Genomic DNA, 18,969 nt, shown 5'->3' on the forward strand with positions numbered 1-18,969 from the left:
TTTTAAATATATTGTAACATTTTTGTACATTATTGTAAAGGATATTTTATACATTTCCTACATTTTTTTGTTTTCCTTTAATTTATCCAACAATTCCCTTATAAGCCTTTCATCTTGATTACGAAAATTATCTAAAGCTAAAAGTGTTTTTTCTACATACTTTTTACTTTTTGCCAAGTCAGCCTTGATACATAAGTTAAGTAAAATATCAGCCTTTTTTTCCAATTCTATAAACTGGTTTAAAAAATTATCATCTTTCTCAATCATTTCATTTTTCATTAAGTATTCAACCCTCAGCCTCATAAGCCTTTTGTGATCTTTTAAATAGCTAAAAGCCCTCTTATCAATAAATGAATCTTTTACATTTAAGAAACTTCTCTTTCCGTCAATAAACTCCTGCAAATACGTAACTAACAAGTCGTAACTTTCGATACCGAATTTACCAATATTAGTAGTATCTTTAAATGGAGTAATTACAAAGTTATATAAATAATCAATATTTTTTCTCGGCTCTAGATAATCTTTTAGTAATCCAATTAATAAAACCTTATCAAATTTCCATTCACAATAGGGGTAATTTCTATATACTTTTACCTGCTGTTCAAATTCACTTATAAAATCTGGCAATGGCACCTCTGAAAAGGAATAATTTAAATCTTCAATTCGGATCTCTTTACTTATATATCTCCCCTTTTCAAAGTTATCTGTACAATATACAACACCTTTTTCCAAATCGTAGCCATAAATATTGACAGCATGTAAAAAATAAGGAGGACCGTCGTATTCTTCTTTTGTAAATGTATGTATTCGTATTCCTATTAGTGAAATCCGATCTAACGTTATCGTTATGTAATATTCTTTATCAATAAATTCTTTTACAAAATCAAAAAGAACTCTATATTTTGTACGAATGATATCATCCCTTGGTATTAAATACCGATTTACAAAAGGGCATACATCGGTCATACCAGCTTTTATATTTTGGTTTGCAAACGGATAATGATCCAGTTTTGTCTCTTCTACATAATCTCCAACTTTAAAATAAGAACCATATGTCTGAACATACATATTCATGATCCAGTCATAACCTGTATTCATATTTAAAATCAAAGACGTTAGAAAACTATGATCTGGCCATGCACAGATTAATGGATCTGACAACTTCAAAATATTTCTTGTTTTGCTTTTTTCTTCTTTCTCCATTTTAGGCAGCATTTGTATTTCCTCTCCTTCATCTACTACATCATGAATAAAAATAAGGCATTTCTATAGATATATTGTATCTATTGGAAATGCCGTCGTTCTGTTATGATGTATTTATTATTTTCAGTATCTATTCAATACCAAACCGTTTTTATAACAGTGTAACTATAAAAGTGTTTTACATTAAACAACCTTCTTTTTCATAATTTTACCACAATAATCATACTTTTTCAATCTAAACTTAAATTAATTTCTCTCCCATTTTCATTCTGCTTGATGTATCCAACTTTCTTTTATAAATGACATTAATTTATTATTAAATGCTGCCTCATCTTTATCACATATTTCATTCACGTCTTCTTCAAACCACGTCATAGATTGCAGTAAATTTCTTTTCATGACTGCAAAATCCTCAATACAACCATACTTCATTAAATGTTTTTGTTTTTCTTCCTCTATAAAATGAAGTTTGTTGGCACTGCCTCCCCATTTAATTTTATCCAATCCAGTCAGCAAAAGAGACGTATGTGTATCCATTAATATTCTTAACACCCCATTCATTTTGAAAAAGTCCTTCCTTGCAAAATATTTTTTTGTCATAAAGACATGAAACCAGTATGTTTGTATTATATTATGAAGATTATCATTCCATAGTTCACCTTCAGGAGCTTTTTGGATCAGTTTTTGCAGACAGCTCTCTCTCTCAAAAATAATATCCTTTGCCTGTAAACCAGTGTAATGAATTTTACACATAAAATCATCTAGTTTTCCATTATTTATTAGAAAAACATCGTATTGAAAAATCTGCTCATTTTTTCTTAAAAGAAACCCATAATTTTTTATGGAATCACTATTAAAATTTTCTGGCCAGCAGACAATCACATTATCACATATAGTTTCCATTATTTTTGTAAGACTCTCATCTACCACACAAAATTCCTCCGAATCCACTAGAAATATAATGTCAATATCTGAATACTCATCCGACATTCCATGAGATGCAGAGCCAAAATTCCACGCCCCCAAAACGCCCTGTTTTTCCTTCATAACAGCAATCACTTGTTCATTAGTACATTGAAGTTCCTTTAACATTTTATCCTTCCTCCTTATAACTACTTTTATCACTTGCATGAACAATACTATAATCTTAATTTAAATATATCATATACTTGAAAAATATTTATAATTCCATAGCCCCAATCCCTATTGGGATACGTTAATTCAGGCAATTTCACAGAGCCACGAATCAGATAATTTTTAACTTTAATGGAATCTAAAGCAAAATCATTTTTTCTTATGACTCCCCATTCCAATATCATAGCTGCTATGCCAGCAGTATGTGCTGCTGCAACACTGCTGCCTGTGTAAAGAGAAAATTTCTGATTCAAATTTGGTGCTATATAATTTACACCAGGTGCTGCTAATTCAGGTTTTATCGTATTATCTCTGCTGTACCCTCTGCCAGCATTCAGATAAAGCGTATTATTTTTCGGATCATACGCTGTCATAACGATGGGAACCACTGCTGCTCCTGATGCCAGTAACGTAATATCATTATCTGCAACCACAAAGTATGTATCTATAGTAATCATATTCCCCATAGGAAGCCATATATCAAAATCACCAGGCAGCCCACTTTGGTCGTATACATTAAACCTCCAAATACCAGATGTAACATTGCTGAAACGCATTAAAATTAATGGTTCTCCCGTGGGAGTCTGGGTAAGCTGAGCATCTAAATATATGATAGTCTGTTCAAAAATAAACGATATTTCTCGATTCAATTGTATGCTTATTGGAAGATTAGAGATAAATTCACCACTTGGAGACAAAATATCAATACTATAGGTTCCATATGCATTTCCCCATAACTCCATAGAAAAGCCTTTATCCTCATTTCCAACATGAAGTTCCACTGTTGCATAGTCTGTGGAATCATTTATACTACCATGAAAATGCCGTTTTAGATTCCCTTCATTGCCAGCGGGCAAGACGACTACAGTATCTGGAAAATCCCCAATAATTGATGTAAGTACTGGCAAAGGCTCGTATCCTGAGTGGCTTCCTTGGGACGTTCCCATGCCAGTTAGAATAACAATTGGCCTGTTAAGATTTCTAGCTATCTGAGTACAGTACTGTACACCCCACATAATATGATTTTCTTGATAACAAGGAATGTCATTGGGAACGATAAAAAAATCTCTCAAGTATTTTTTTGCTTGTCTTAATTTTACAATCACCAAATCACTTTCTGGAACCACTCCACTAAAACCATATTGTGGAACTTCATTACCTGCTGCCACACCAGCCAGCATGGTTCCATGACCGATTTTATCTTTGCTTGGAACTAATTCATATGGATTTTCTAACTTTAGAGCCTGATTAATTTGCTCAGAATTGTATTCTGTACCAAACTCTGCACCCACTGGAGCTGCTCCAGTGGTAAGGGTTTGATCCCATATAGATATTATCTTAGTAGTACCATCTTGTTTTATAAATACCGGATTGGTATAATCAATACCTGTATCAATAATTCCAATTATTACTCCATTTCCACGTAAATTAAATTTTTGTATGGATCTTAACTTAGTTACACCAGAAATACCTAGACTTTCTTCACTTGTTAAACCGTATAATTTTGGTATTGCATTATAGCTAAAGGTACGTACCGCTTCCTTCGTCATTTCAGCTATTGGGATATGAACAATAGCAAAAGCTTCATTTATATATTGAACAGCAGCATCCCCATACTGATTTAATATTTTCGGATTATTCAAGTAATAAACAATTAAGTCTGCATAATCCTCACTTACAGCTCTTGGGTTTTCCTTTCTCTCCATGGGTTTCCTCATTTCTACTATCTTATCATTCTTATCGCAATCGATTAAACACATTAAAAATATCAAGAATGCCATATCCCCATTCACGGTTAGGATAGGTTTGAGTTACACTGCGCCTGGCTCCTCTTACAAGTAAAATCTTCATTTCAATTGAATTCATATTAGGCATATTCCCTTGCACTACACCCCACTCCAAAAGCATGGCAGCAATTCCCGCTGCATGGGCAGCGGCTACGCTGGTTCCACTAAATCCTGCAAAACCATTCTCTAATGTTGGTCCGATAATATTAACGCCTGGAGCCGCTATGTGAGGAGTTATGACACCTATACTTGAATAACCTCTCCCTGCTTCTAAATAGATACTTTCGTCTTTTGGGTTATAGGCTGTTATGGTAATAGGAACAGGATTATTAGCATAAGCACTTACTGTAGTATACGGATCGTAACGAAGAAAAAATGTATTTTCCGAAATAAATCCTTGCATTGGCAGCCATATATGAAAACCAATTTTTACATCTCCTCTTTCATGTACTTTAAACTTCCAAATTCCTGGGGTTGGATTTATAAATCGAAAAAATATTAATTGACTTCCAGTTTGGATTTCAGACAATTGATAATCTACATATATTATAGTTCCTTCAAATAGAAATTTAAATCTTTGGAATGCATCTCTTTTTGGAGTAATTCCAAGGATTATCTCTCCAGACGGTGAAATAATATCAACCGTATAAAAATTAGGATGTTCTCCCCATAACTGCATTGTAAAGTTACCTTCATTTTTTCCTACTTGCAGTTCTACGATATCATATCCCGTTTTGTCATTTATCATGCCAAAATAATGTCTTTTGGCATTTCCTTCATTACCAGCTGCAATCATACATGCTATTCCCGGGGTTGCTGCAACCAAAGCATTATAGTTATTAAAGGTTCCACGTCCATCATGAGGGCCTTCCGAGGCACCAAAAGCAACACATATCGCCATAGGCTTCATTAACTGTACAGCAACATTAACTAAGTACTGCAATGCAAAAGCAAAATCATTTTCCTGATAAGCAATGGCACCTGGAGGTATACATTGAAACTCTTTCAAATATTTCTTTGCCTCTTTTAGTTTTACAACGACAAATTCTGCATCCGTTGCAACTCCATAAAAGTTTTCTTTTGGAATTTCATTTCCTCCTGCAATCCCTGCTATCATCGTACCGTGCCCATTCGTATCTCTAGATGGAACAATCTCAAAAGGATTTTCACTTTTTAAGGCTCTATTTATCTCCTCTCTCGTATATTCTGTACCATATAGAAATCCCTCTGGAGGATTGCCGCTTTGTATGGTTTGATCCCATATTGACACTATCCTGGTGGTCCCGTCAGGATACTGAAATATGGGATTTGTATAATCAATCCCTGTATCGTAAATACCTATCAGAGTTCCATTGCCCCGAAGATTTAGAATGGGAATTCGTCGTAATTTTATAACTCCAGATGCATCCAAACTACTCTCACTCACCAATCCCACAAGAGATGGAACTACATTATATCCCAGTTCAACTATAGTGTTATTTGTAAAAAATTCCACAGGATATGTAACTAGAGAAATTTGAAAATTAATAGGAATGGCCTCTGCATCAGGATACATATCTAATATATTTTGTACCTGTACAGTTTCCACAACTAAATCTGCATAATCTTCACTGACTATCCGATTTACATTTTCTTGCAACGTCCAATCACCTCATTATAATGAATCCGATATTCTCGCACTATATATCTCTATATTGTTATATCTATGTGAAATTTTCAAAAATATTAACCTTTCTTTCCTTTACCTTTGATATGCTCAATATCAATTTGAAAAATCCTAGCATTTTTTCCTGCTTTTTTTATGTAGTCCTTGCCTGACTCCATAAATTCATGTGAAAATTTTTCCAGAAATAAATTGAAAACTTTTGTTTTCCCTTCTTCACTAACCTCACTAACCGTTCCAAATAGGATAACACTCATATACTTAGTGTTAAATTGATCTGGAATGGTTTCCACATCCGTTACAATGCAAAAGGATACCTTATTATTAAACTGTATATTGTCCAATTTATGACCTTCTACAGCCGAATGAAAATATATTCTATTACCTTCATGAACAAAACTTATTGGTACCCCATAAGGAATTCCATCCTCACCTATAGTGGATAACACACCATATGAAGCATGATACAAAATTTCGTCTATTTCCTTTTCTGAAAGTACTTTATCCATTCTTCTCATTTCTCTATGCATAATAAACCTCTCCTTATTTTCCTTTGTAATCGTCTTTAAAAACGATTCTGTTAAACGATATTTTTTACGAAATATATACACTGCAAGGCTGAGTCCAATAAGTGGAAGTATTGTCATAAGCAAACGTAAGCCTAATAATGTTCCTTCCGTCTGCGTCTCAGCAGTAACGTCAAGCTTAATCACATCCAGCCCTATTCCAGCTAAAAGTACTGATATTGCAGATGAAAGTTTTACCACAAAAGTCTGTAAGGAGAAGATAACACTCTCATTCCTTTGATTACTTTTCCATTCCCCATAATCTACCGAATCTGCAAGAAAAATCGTAGTTGAAACAGTAGCTAATCCAAAACCAATAAAAATGATAAGTGCAGCCAGGCAAAGCAGAATAAGATTGGTTACATTCAGCGTACCTAATAAAAAAAGAAAAATATATCCGCAGATTGCTGTCACAATTGCCCCAGTAAAAATTAATTTCATTTCAAATTTTTTACGTATAATTGGAAGACACATCATAGCTAATATCTGAGCTGCTCCTCCTACAGTTCCAAATACACTATACAACTCTTCATTTCCTATGTCAAATTGAAAAAAATACAGTGCAAGCTGTTGGGTTAAATATAAAGAAGCATTAAATAGTACAACTGATACCACTACAATAAGAGCCTGATCATTGTTAACAAGTGCCCGGAACATATCCTTAATCGTTGGAGTTTCTCCTTGGAACCGGTTTCTCTCCTTCACATTAGACGCAGTAATTGTTAGTGCAATTACAAAAATAACTGCTATTATGATTGCAAGATAGCGAAAACCTTCTCTCTTATTATCAGCACCTAATTGTGTTACCAAGGTTAAAGTTAGTGCTGTAGGTAATGCAAATCCAACTCCGGCACAGCTTCTTGCTATTACCGACATGCTTTCTCGATCTTTTCCGCTGTCAGTGATTGCAGGAATCATTGACCAATAAGGGATATCCATCATTGTATACGTTATTCCCCATAGTAAATAGACCACTGCCGCATAAATTAACTTAGGATTACCACTTAAACTAGTTGGCATTGAAAATAGGAAGTATAATACAACAGCATTCAATATTGATCCAATTAAAATCCACGGACGAAATTTGCCAAACCTAGAATTCGTTTTCTCCACAACAATCCCCATGAAAGGATCATTAAAAGCATCAAAGATTCTTGCTCCCATAAACACAATTCCTATGAATGTTGCACTTATTCCCAATACAGTATTAAAATAGTAGAACAGAAACCCAGATACGAATGCGTAAACCATATCTTTTCCTATAGCTCCAACTCCATACGCCACCTTTTCTCTTCTTGATAATTTCATATTATTAAACACCTTCCTCTTTACGTCAAATAATTGTAAAATCGATTGTCACCTTGTCTAAAGATTCCGAGCATAAGCTAAGACTTGCTTCTCCAACCTTTCCAATGGTTTTCACATAGGTTCCAAAGGAACCTCCTTTTAAGCTGATTTTTTTGGGGCCAATTATTTCGATTGGACCAGTTGTAATCAACTCAACCACTTCCTGAAAATAAGGAAGCTTCTCACCATTCTCATCTACTGCAAGTATTCTAATGGAAGCAACATCATACGTACCCTCTTCAGACAAAGTATTCGTATCTGTTATCACTTTAAATGCTGGCTTACTAACTGGCTTCTTAACTATTGATTTGACACTTACTCCGTTTTGAATAGCATCAAAGCGATAGCTTATAGCCTCTCCTCCCCAGTTGCCGATATACTTGTAGTATAGTTGAAGTCCTTCTTGAAAGCTTAGCTTCTCTTTAAGCATAACTAAAGCCATCTTTATCTTGAGGTGAAGCGGTAAGTGGTTCTGTCCGTTGTCTCTAATCGCGAAAAGAACTTTCTTAATAGTCTCAGCACTACTATGACAATAGCCTTCCTTCCTCTCAATTAATTCACCTACGAAATCATCTATTACAATAGGGGGGTGCGGTAAACTGCTATATTTCTTCGTATCTGGATAGAACTCCTTTACAAATTCATCGTTCTTATATAGCTTTATACTATCCGAATTAGTAAAAGCCATTACATTAGAAAGGTTGCATGCAGGATGTTCCCCAATATCCATACTAGAACTGATTTCACAGACTGGACTACTACCTAACTGACTCCCATAGACGCTTGCTGCCAGCTTATGATTACGAAACATCGTTAATACCCCATGATAACAGATACGATCTCCGCTTCCGAAGTCTTTATGTGTATTGTAATCGAACATACACCAGCCAAATCCTCCAGCAATATCATTATATTGATACAAGGAATTCAAAACCGCTGCATGGCGTTTCGCATGATTTAGACGGTGCTCCTCTGAGTCAAATGGTTTCGTTGGAAACATATGCCCATTAAACTCTGAAACAAGGTACGATGCTCCCATATTTGAGGTTACTGATTTCTTAGGTTCTAATCCCTCTGTACAACCGTTATGGGAAAAATCATTATAAGTATATACATCCTCCAGAAGATTACTATTCTTAAGGAATCTAACTCCTCCTGTCTGTCTAGATGGATCGAGTTCATGGGCAATCCTGTTGGTTTTATTGTAAAATTCGTCATCATCCTGTGATTCATTAATTCGTACTCCCCAAAGAACAATAGAAGGATGGTTCCTATACTGCAATATCATTTCTCTCGTATTCTGGATAGCAGCTTCCTTCCACTGAGAATCACCAATATGCTGCCACCCTGGAATCTCTGTGAAAACAAGCAGCCCAAGTTCATCACAACGATTTATGAAATGCTGCGATTGTGGATAATGTGACGTACGTACTGCATTTACTCCAAGTTCCCTCTTTAAAATATCAGCGTCCGTTTGCTGAGCTCTCCTTGGCATGGCATATCCAACATAGGGATAGGATTGATGTCGATTCAGCCCCAGTAATTTTATCTTTTCTCCATTTAAATAGAATCCATCCTTACGAAATTCACTTTCTCTAAATCCAAAACGAATCCATTTTCCATCGACACGCTCATTATCAATTTCTAACTCAACATAGAGTATATACAGCACTGGACGTTCTATCTCCCATAGTTCCACGTCAGAAACCCGTAGTTCTATCGTCGTTGTTTCACCTTTCAAAGTATAATTTCCCAGTTCATGCATGCCATCCTTACAGCCCTCTCGCTGCAATAATAGCTTAACCGAACTACCCTCTAAATTATGCTGATTCCATGGTGCCTCCCCCGCCTTATCCAGAGATTGTTTCACTGTAACTTCAACCTGTAACTTCTTTGTTTCGTTCCTAACCTCCTTTGTCTGAATAAAAACATCATCAATATAAATACTCTCTTTCACTTCCAAGAAGACTTCGCGGTAGATACCACCATAAGTCATATAGTCAATTACATGGCCGAACGGTGGAATATTATTTGACTCTCTACTATCAACCTCTACCACCAAGGTATTATATTCACCTAGATGCAGGTAAGGCGAAATATCTATTGTAAATGCGGTATATCCTCCTTTATGTTCTCCAATCAGCTTTCCATGCATGTAAATCTTGGCTATATGAGCGACACCTTCAAAAGTTATGAATACATGTTTGCCTAAGTAGCTCCTCTCTCCATATATCTTTCTACGATAACAGCTTACGAACTGATAGACACCTTCATCGAAATAGTGAAAGGGTAATTCTATGTTTGTATGAGGCAGACGAACAGATGACATCCTAGATTCGTCATATTCCTCCTCTTTCATAACCTCACAAAAGTTTTCTATATATAACCAGTTGTCATTTAACGGAACTCGTTCAAACATCTTCATCAACTCCTTCTACTTTCTTATCTTGTTGTAATTATAAGACTATTTTTTACATAAATAATACTACGTTTCACTACTTTTTACACGAATCCCATCTAAAATGATGCAAATCATTTCCTCCAAAGCATTTGTGTAACTAATATCATTTTTAATCAGTACGTTAGTTTTTATAAATGCCTCTATGGTAGAACTAATCATTGTTTGTAAAACAGGTATTTCAATACGACGAATCTTTCCTTCACGTATAGCCTGTTCAATTAACTGTATCGTTGGCTCCCAATCCGTTTCAAGCCTGGCTTCAATCTTACGGAACATCTTTGGAAACTTCTCCTCCAGCTGATATAGCTGACGAAAATCAATTGCCTGATATCGTTTTGGTAATACGATAATAATTTTGCGAATCTTCTCCATAGTATCTAACTTATCATCCTCAAAAATCTCCTTCTCACTTCTCTTAATTTCAGAGAAGCAAGTATCAATTGCCTCTAAGAATAAACTTTCCTTATCAGAAAACACTGAATATAACGTTTTTTTACTGATACCCATTCTTTTGGCTAATTGATCCATCGTAAACTTAAGTCCTTTCTCATTAAATTCTTCTATAGTTGCCTCAATTATTTGCTCTTTTAATTCCATACTATCTTCCCTTCCAGAAACCAAGAAACTGTTTTTAGTTTTCTAGTTTCCTATATTATAACAGTTATCATCTGCAATTTCAAGAAATATTATTTTTTCATCATATGAGCCAGATTTGCGCGACTTTATCTTAAAAAGGCTCCTTACTGATAAGATGTTATATCTGATTCTTACCAGTTTGGAGCCTTTTATTTTCAAAGACAGTATTTATCACAGAACCTGGAGCGTATGGGTCGCTGGGACTATCATATAAATAATTTTTTGCTTCTATGACTAAGTTTGTTGCAATGAGCTGGTAATGAATTAACCGCGCCAAATACCCTTCCAAAGATAAATAGCAATTCATCAGGTTATCATCTGAAACCAATTGAGCTAGCTTTTGAGTCCACAGTTCCAAAGTTGATCCGGAAACATTCTTTCCTATCATCGCATCATAAAAAGCATTGGATGCCAAATAAAGATTACTTTCTCCCACAATTGATGTGATTAGCGCGTCAATTCTTGAATCAATGTTATCTAAGCCATTACCTGCTATATAATCCTTTAGAATATCCATATAACCTTTTCCTTTGTCTCCCGCTTATTTATGTACTTTAGTCCCAAGCCTGCAATCGTTCCAGCTTTACCAAACGATTTGCAAACTTTGTTGAAAATTCGTGAATATAGATCCATTTCTACTGTCATAAGCATTTCCTCACTTTATCATATATTTTATTCCTTTTTAAACATATCACAAAAATGAATGCAATCCAAGTACAGATGTATAGGATTTAAAGAAAAGCTGTCGCTGTGGTACTGGAATTTCTTTCCGCACCATAACGACAGCCCTCTTGTTTCTGCAATTCTCTGTATACAAAGAAGTTTTATTACTTGAAAGAGTTATTATAGAATCACAATTAATTTTTTGACCTTTTAACAAATAATTAATAATCATTTAAGTGAATATCACCGCTTACTGAACTCAAAATCAGTTCACTTCCTTGATTACCATTGGTATAAGTACCTGTTTTCAGATTTCTTTGACACATATTGTTATAATTAATGTAAAGACCACCTGAGGTAGTTCTTGAATTCACGCAATATCCATTTCCATTGTTTTTTAAGTTAACATTAATATTTCCGCTAATGCTGTTAGACTCTAATATAATATCTCCTTGACACTTCACTTTCACATAACCGCTCTTTGAACTGGCATGACATCTTTTCACGTTGACATCAAGGGTAATATTACCACTTGTACTACCAGCTCTTAAGCCATCTCCAACAATTTGTGACAATTTAATATTCCCGCTTACATTGCTGACATCTGAATTGTTCATTGTAAATTCACTGATAGAAATATTGCCACTTGTACTTCTTATTTTGCCTTCACTTACTTTTACATTAACGTAATTAAAATCACCACTAAAGGATCTATTATCAATAATATCTGCAACTATATTCCTGCATTTAATATCACCGCTTGAACTTTTAAGAGAAAGAAACTTTGTTTCTATGTTATCAGCCTCAACATCACCACTCTCCGTTCTAGTATTTAATTGAATGCAATTCAAATCATCAAGTTTTATTTCTCCACTGGAACTTCTGATTTGAATATCTGTTGCATAAACCTTGTCAATTAAAATATCGCCGCTGGCGGTTGCTGCTATCATTCTATCTGAATTCACATCAACAATCTGAACATTTCCACTTGCCGTCTTAATATGAATATTGCCCATGCCCTCTGGTACTTCTACATTGATATTAATTGAATTTAATATAAGGTTAAATAAAAATACTGATTTTCCAACTCTGCGAATGCCTGCATAAACTGTATTACCTTCCTTGTAACTATAAAATTCATACATTTGTTTCTGTCTATCGTTACCATTGTTTTCATAACTTAGATTTATTTTATTATTAGATGATTTACGTACAGTAACATTAGCACATATGCCATCAATTATAACATTTAATCCTGTATTAGCTTTATTTGAATTGACAGTATCGCTCTTATCGTCTGAATCTACTGGTTCGTCATTGCTTTCCTCACTTTCTGACCAATCTATTGTACTATCATCGTACTCAATATCCTCTTTGATTTCTGTTTCTTTTTTGTTCTCTGTCTCTGTTTGAGTGCTTTCAATAGGTTCCTCAGCATCATCATAGCTTTTTGTTACATTTTCTTTAAAACCTTCTGCATTCCTCTTATTTACAGATTGGCCATCCCCTTGATTCTTAATATAGCTATCTGCAAAATTATTAATAGAAGAAGTGGCTTGGTCCAGTGTGCTTTTTAATGTATGACCAATTTCGATTACATCAATTTTACTAATTGTTTCGCCTGCTGAGTCTAAAGCATTATTAATGACTCCGCCAATCTTTTCACTATCAATATTATTAAAATTAAAATGCCAATCTTTAAATTTCTTGCTTTTTGAATCGGATTGCTGACTATTCTTATATTTACCTTCTTGGTTATCAGTATTGTATACTCCCTTGATTTCTTCTACCAGGTCATCGATCGTTCCTAATTCTTCACAAATTTGTTCTTCACTTTTCCCTTTCTCTATCCCAACTTGAAAATGTTCTTCGTAATCCGATAATATTTCTTCCATTACACTATCATCTGTATCCTTTAAAGCTTCTTTTAATGCATTTAAATATTCAATCTTATTCATTATCCATCCTCCTATTCCAAAATGCCTTGTACGACATTTACAAAATCTAACCATTCCTTTTTTAAAGTCTCTTGATGTATTCTTCCCTGCTCTGTTAAATGATAGTACTTTCTAGCTGGCCCCTCACCTGACTCCACTAAATAAGTTTCTACATAAGCTTCATCTTTTAATCGTTTTAAAATAAGATATAAGGTTCCCGTTGAAATTATCATCTGTTGTGATATTGCTTCTGTTAATTCATATCCATAACGATCTGCCTCAACTAATTTTGAAAGCACACATAACTCCAGCACTCCTTTTTTAAACTGTGCATTCATATTCTAACTCCTTTCCGCCTGATTATAAGCAATTTACTTTGCATCATACTATAAATATAATTCCTAATATACATCTCATAATATATATTATCACTATCTATTATATATTGCAATATAGTATTTATTATAATATAATTGTTTTATAATTTTTTGAATTGATTTTTTTATATTAGAAATTGTCAATTACAGTAGAATAAGTTATAATGGAACTAGTTATATTTACAATAATATAGCAGAGGAGATATTATGAGTAAAAGAAATAATTTAAATATAGGGGACGAAATAAAGGATATCGTTCAAAATGCAGTGAATACCATGGACTTCCATCAATTAAATAGTGACATTGGCAATACAGTAAATGGTGCACTAGAAGAAGTGCGAAACTCGTTAGGCATATATACTATAAATAAACGAAACAGGAACACTGCTTATAATAAATACACTCAAAGTAATGAACATCAAAATGGCGACGAATTTAAGAATAATAATGAAGGTAGTACTAAACAGGTGAATTGTCCACAAAACAACACTCAACATTATACTACAACTAGAAACAACCCAAAAGCAACTTATCCTTCGACACAAAAGCACTATAATAACATTCCAAATTTTCCTATTGGCAGAGTTTCTGGAAAGATACTTACTGTTTTAGGAAACATGGGTTTTGGACTAGTAGGAATCGCAATATTTGTGTTATATTTAGTTGGTGCATCAACTGGAAACCTTTATGTACTTGGAACAATTGCTTTTGGATTATCACCCTTATTGTTTATCTTCCTATATATGGCAGTCAAGGGTTCTCAAATTCGAAAGCGCTTACGAAGATTTCGTCGATATTTAAGAACATTTCAAGGTCGCAGCTATTATTCAATAAAAGAATTATCACACAATTGTGGTCTTAGTAAAAAATTTATTCTGAAGGATTTTAGAAAAATGGTTTCTCTGGGTATGTTTCCAGAAGGTCATATTGATGATGAGGAAACCTGTCTAATCTTAAATCGTGAAAGCTATAATCAATACAGAGCATTGCAGAAAAACATGATTATGCAGAAAGAACAAGCAAAAAGCAAGGATGACTACGGACAAGAAACGAACCATATATCAGATTTAAAGCAATCTGTTAATCAGACAACACGATCAGAATTAGAAGATGCTATAGAAAATGGACAAACATGTATTCGACAGATTAAGGAAGCCAATGATGCTATCCAGAGTGAAGATATGTCCAGAAAATTGTACCGTCTAGAAGAAGTTATCGCAAAAATATTTAATTATGTAGAATCACATCCAGCACAACTTGCTGAAATACAGAAGTTTATGGATTATTATCTTCCAACCACTCTGAAATTAGTAAATGCCTACAAAGACTTTGACAGGCAATCTGTACAGGGTGAAACGATTACTACAGCAAAAAATGAGATAGAAAACACATTAGATACCATAAATCAGGCATTTGAAAAGTTATTTGACAGCCTTTTTGTGGATGCTGCTATGGATGTTTCTACTGATATATCTGTGTTAGAAACCCTTCTTGCCCAAGAAGGACTGACACAAGGGGATTTTGAATCAAACTATGGGAGGACAAAATAATGAATAATGAAGTACCAACACTAACCTTTGATCCCTTTGGTGAAGATACTGCTGAGCAAATCACTACGAAGCCCGAAGCAGCAAAACCAGAGGCAATTCAATTTGACGAAAGCAGTTTGTCGCCAGAAGAGCAAATGATGGTAAATGATTTTGCTAATGCAATCGATCTTAGTAAATCAAATCTTATTCTTCAATATGGTATTGGAGCTCAGAAAAAGATTGCTGACTTCTCAGAAACTGCTTTGAATAATGTTAAAACAAAGGACTTAGGTGAAATAGGAGAAATGCTCTCTAGTGTAGTATTGGAACTAAGATCCTTTGATACCGATGTTGAGGAAAAGGGTTTTTTAGGATTTTTCAAAAAAACCTCCAATAAACTCACTGTAATGAAAACAAAGTATGATAAAGCAGAGGTGAATATCAATAAAATTTGTCAAGCTCTAGAAAGCCATCAGGTTCAATTGTTAAAAGATATTGCTATGTTGGACAAGATGTATGATTTAAACAAAACATACTTTAAAGAACTTTCTATGTATATTTTAGCAGGAAAAAAGAAATTAGCGAAAGTTCAATCGGAGGAACTGCCTAAATTAATTGAGAAATCTAATTTTAGCAATCTTCCTGAAGATGCACAGGCTGTTAACGACCTTGTTGCCATCTGCAACCGATTTGAAAAGAAAATTCATGATTTGGAATTAACTAGAATGATTTCAATTCAGATGGCTCCTCAGATTCGTTTGGTGCAGAATAATGATACCATGATGGTAGAGAAAGTACAGTCAACCATTGTTAATACGATTCCTCTTTGGAAGAGTCAAATGGTTCTTGCACTTGGCGTTACTCACTCTACTCAGGCTGCAAAGGCTCAAAGAGAAGTAACGGATATGACCAACGAGTTATTAAAAAAGAATGCAGAAACGCTTAAAATTGCCACCATTGAAACTGCAAAGGAATCTGAACGCGGTATCGTAGACATTGAGACCTTGCGTTTTACAAATGAATCCTTAATATCTACTTTGGATGAAGTGCTTCGTATCCAAACAGAAGGACATCAAAAGAGGAAAGAAGCAGAAATTGAATTAAATCGCATTGAAAAAGAATTAAAAATGAAACTTTTGAATATAAATGGCCAACGGTAATTGTTTGTATCTATTCTGTAATGCCAGCATTTGATAAAGAAAGTCTGAAACGCACTATTTATAATGAGTTCCAGACTTTTTCATTCTTATAAGTTTTCATTCTCATAGCCTGAAAAAGTTATCAAAATTAACTATACACCATCATTCTCTTTTCTATAATTCGTGATACATATTTTTAATTTTTTCTAAGTCTGGTTTTGTTTCCTTTGCCTTTCGCCAATCCCACTCTCTTCCATTTGTACTTGCTATTAACTTTCTCCAGTACTGTGATATTTTAGTATTAGATTCATGCACAAGTGTTTTTTCTTCATCAAAGTATAAATTGTATACACCGCTGATATTGAATATTTCATTAAACTCTATTTTTCTGAATGGTAGAGTAAAATCATCTAGTTCAAACGTGGTTGAAATAACATGTAAATGTGCGTGTTCTATAGTCTTTGAAAAATTATTAATAAAATTTGCACCATGCTCAACGAAAGCTGTCTTTGAATTGAATTTTGATTGATTAAACTTGATAAGATCATTCATGATTTTTTTTAACTCTTCTTGTTCTTCTGTGTTGATCATACTGAAAGAACTAATGTGTCTAATTGGAGTCAGTATCAAATATCTATCGCATATTTGCCCTATCCCAACACCTAAAACAAAATTCTTATACTTTTTGATGATCACATTGCCAGCCTCGTTTAATTCAGAGCTTTCATTTACAAATTGTGAGCAAAATCTACATGGACATAATTGATTCAGTTCAAAATCTGTAATATCATTCTTTATTGTATCTACGAAATCATAATCTATGAAATATTTATATTTGATTACCATATTTTCATAGTATGATATCGTATTATATACAAGAGGAATCTTTGCAAACTCTTCGTTTCTCATAACCAATTTGACAGCATCCTTAAGCGCCTTATTTTTATCTAGATTTATACCAGACACAAGTGTTTCAAATAAAATTTTATTTGCTTTGATTTCTTCGAAATTTACGTCTTCAGATGTTGTATAAATTAACTTATCCGTTCTGATTCCATATTCAGTAAATATTTGAATCATATTTATTATATTATCAAATAAAAATTTCCCCGATGTGTTGTACAAATAGAAATTTTTTATGGTATTATCTTTTAATATATTTTCACCGGTATCTCTGTACATTTTATTATACATTACAGCATCATCATCAAATTTGCTCAATGTTCCATCTAACTTTCGTTCTTTAATTCTCTTGTTAATAATTGCTTCATCATCATTGTATATGAAAATGATCAACCTGCCATCCAACTTAGTTTTAAAGTTTATCTTTAATTTTTCAACTCTATCTTCTTGAGAATAACTAGTAAGCATATATTTACATATAAATTCTGGTTCACGATCTTTTATGTTAAACCCGAACTCCCTAAGAAACTTTATTATTGTGGATTTTCCTGCCATATCTCCACCATCAAAAATTATTTCATTGGTCATTGTTCACCTCCTATGTTTGCTAAATCATCATATAAACCCATCCAAGTATCATATATTAGACTTTCTTCTTTTCCAATTCTCCACAAATCCTTGTCAAAACATTTGCCTTTCTTCTTGATTCGCATTCCATCAGGAGTTATCTCGCTATACACAACAGAACCCTTTGTATTAATAAAATAACAAGTATCAACGAATATGTAATCTTTTTTAAGTAAGAATTCAGATATAATATTAGATACAGCTAGAACCGTTTTCTTAGCAGCTGTTGTATCTACCCAAAAACCTGCGAAGTCATCAGGAATACACTCATCCTTGTATCTCACTCCATCTTTCTCGAATGGATTTCTCCAATCAAACCTAACAAATTCTTCTGTTTCATCTTCTGGTTTAATATAAGTTCCATATTTCGTTTGGAACTTATCAACATCCACAAGATTGTGTTTCATAGTCCCTATGAAACACTTCTTCCATACAAATTCAAGCGGGGTTTGGTTTTCGATATATTTACAAATGTTATATGTTATACCATCTATCTCGATACTTCCAAGATACGATGTCAAGAACGGATAATTTTCAGATATTTTTCTAGTTTCCCATAATGAACAAATTAAATCGTTTACCTTTTTGCTGTATGTTCCGTTTCCAGTAAAACAAACACTAAAGCATTCGTTATTAATTTCGTTTGAGAATAATCTCCACAACTTATTTCGTGGAATATCTATGTTATTCACGATACCGTATCGATTCTGCGTGAAAGAATACATTGTTGGCTTCAATGATATTAGACATATGTCTGAGCCAACGTCCTTGAAAATTCTTTTTGACTCTCCTTCCTCTGTTGTTTTGTTCAAGTCGAATCTGTTAAAATTGTGTCTAACATATTCAGTTACAATTCTTGAAACGGCAGAAACAACTGTTTCATTGGAATTTATATACACCTCTTCGCATTCAATCTTTAGTCCTTCAATAATGCTATTTACTATATTTACCTTATTCATTTACTTTTTCCTCCTTTTCCTATTGCCATATATTAGG

Annotated in this window: 14 protein-coding genes; 2 read left to right on the forward strand and 12 right to left on the reverse strand. The window is 33.8% G+C overall.

What is annotated here, in order from left to right; translation table 11 throughout:
- Positions 1-57: 57 nt before the first annotated feature.
- The 10 genes from BM305_RS04645 to BM305_RS04690 all read right to left on the reverse strand — a co-directional run bounded on the left by BM305_RS04645 (position 58) and on the right by BM305_RS04690 (position 13,735).
- Positions 58-1,215, reverse strand: a complete 1,158-nt coding sequence (locus BM305_RS04645; protein WP_092559541.1) for a hypothetical protein — start codon at positions 1,213-1,215, stop codon at positions 58-60.
- A 252-nt stretch (positions 1,216-1,467) separates the two neighbouring features.
- A complete protein-coding gene (locus BM305_RS04650; RefSeq protein ID WP_092559542.1) occupies positions 1,468-2,295 on the reverse strand; it encodes a nucleotidyltransferase domain-containing protein in 828 nt (275 codons plus the stop codon).
- Between the two features lie 47 nt (positions 2,296-2,342).
- Positions 2,343-4,043 (reverse strand): S8 family peptidase, encoded by a 1,701-nt coding sequence (locus tag BM305_RS04655; RefSeq protein ID WP_177214548.1) that lies wholly within the window; start codon positions 4,041-4,043, stop codon positions 2,343-2,345.
- A 31-nt stretch (positions 4,044-4,074) separates the two neighbouring features.
- Complete coding sequence (locus BM305_RS04660) at positions 4,075-5,763, reverse strand: S8 family peptidase (protein ID WP_092559544.1); 1,689 nt, start codon at positions 5,761-5,763, stop codon at positions 4,075-4,077.
- An 86-nt stretch (positions 5,764-5,849) separates the two neighbouring features.
- Positions 5,850-7,661 carry a glycoside-pentoside-hexuronide (GPH):cation symporter gene (locus BM305_RS04665; RefSeq protein WP_092559545.1) on the reverse strand — a complete coding sequence of 604 codons (1,812 nt, stop codon included), beginning with the start codon at positions 7,659-7,661 and terminating at the stop codon, positions 5,850-5,852.
- A gap of 25 nt (positions 7,662-7,686) precedes the next feature.
- The gene (locus BM305_RS04670; protein ID WP_092559546.1) at positions 7,687-10,119 is read right to left on the reverse strand and encodes a glycoside hydrolase family 2 protein; all 2,433 of its coding nucleotides are present in this window, start codon (positions 10,117-10,119) and stop codon (positions 7,687-7,689) included.
- Positions 10,120-10,185: 66 nt separating this feature from the next.
- Complete coding sequence (locus BM305_RS04675; protein ID WP_092559547.1) at positions 10,186-10,758, reverse strand: TetR/AcrR family transcriptional regulator; 573 nt, start codon at positions 10,756-10,758, stop codon at positions 10,186-10,188.
- 157 nt (positions 10,759-10,915) lie between these two features.
- The gene (locus BM305_RS04680; RefSeq protein ID WP_092559548.1) at positions 10,916-11,314 is read right to left on the reverse strand and encodes a hypothetical protein; all 399 of its coding nucleotides are present in this window, start codon (positions 11,312-11,314) and stop codon (positions 10,916-10,918) included.
- A gap of 367 nt (positions 11,315-11,681) precedes the next feature.
- On the reverse strand, positions 11,682-13,418 hold the full coding sequence (locus tag BM305_RS04685; RefSeq protein ID WP_177214549.1) for a DUF4097 family beta strand repeat-containing protein: 1,737 nt from the start codon (positions 13,416-13,418) through the stop codon (positions 11,682-11,684).
- Positions 13,419-13,429: 11 nt separating this feature from the next.
- Positions 13,430-13,735, reverse strand: a complete 306-nt coding sequence (locus BM305_RS04690; RefSeq protein WP_092559550.1) for a PadR family transcriptional regulator — start codon at positions 13,733-13,735, stop codon at positions 13,430-13,432.
- 246 nt (positions 13,736-13,981) lie between these two features.
- On the opposite strand from BM305_RS04690, the gene BM305_RS04695 reads away from it, so the two are divergent.
- Both BM305_RS04695 and BM305_RS04700 read left to right on the forward strand, forming a co-directional pair.
- A complete protein-coding gene (locus BM305_RS04695) occupies positions 13,982-15,325 on the forward strand; it encodes a 5-bromo-4-chloroindolyl phosphate hydrolysis family protein (protein ID WP_092559551.1) in 1,344 nt (447 codons plus the stop codon).
- Positions 15,325-16,464 carry a toxic anion resistance protein gene (locus BM305_RS04700; RefSeq protein WP_092559552.1) on the forward strand — a complete coding sequence of 380 codons (1,140 nt, stop codon included), beginning with the start codon at positions 15,325-15,327 and terminating at the stop codon, positions 16,462-16,464. Before BM305_RS04695 ends, BM305_RS04700 begins: the two co-directional genes overlap by 1 nt.
- Before the next feature lie 153 nt (positions 16,465-16,617).
- Here BM305_RS04700 and BM305_RS04705 read toward each other — a convergent pair whose 3' ends face one another.
- The gene (locus BM305_RS04705) at positions 16,618-17,934 is read right to left on the reverse strand and encodes an HIT family protein (RefSeq protein ID WP_092559553.1); all 1,317 of its coding nucleotides are present in this window, start codon (positions 17,932-17,934) and stop codon (positions 16,618-16,620) included.
- A complete protein-coding gene (locus tag BM305_RS04710; protein ID WP_092559554.1) occupies positions 17,931-18,932 on the reverse strand; it encodes a hypothetical protein in 1,002 nt (333 codons plus the stop codon). The genes BM305_RS04705 and BM305_RS04710 overlap by 4 nt, the downstream gene beginning before the upstream one ends.
- Positions 18,933-18,969: the final 37 nt, after the last annotated feature.

The organism is Anaeromicropila populeti, assembly GCF_900112775.1.
Classification (GTDB): Bacteria; Bacillota; Clostridia; order Lachnospirales; family Lachnospiraceae; genus Anaeromicropila_A; species Anaeromicropila_A populeti.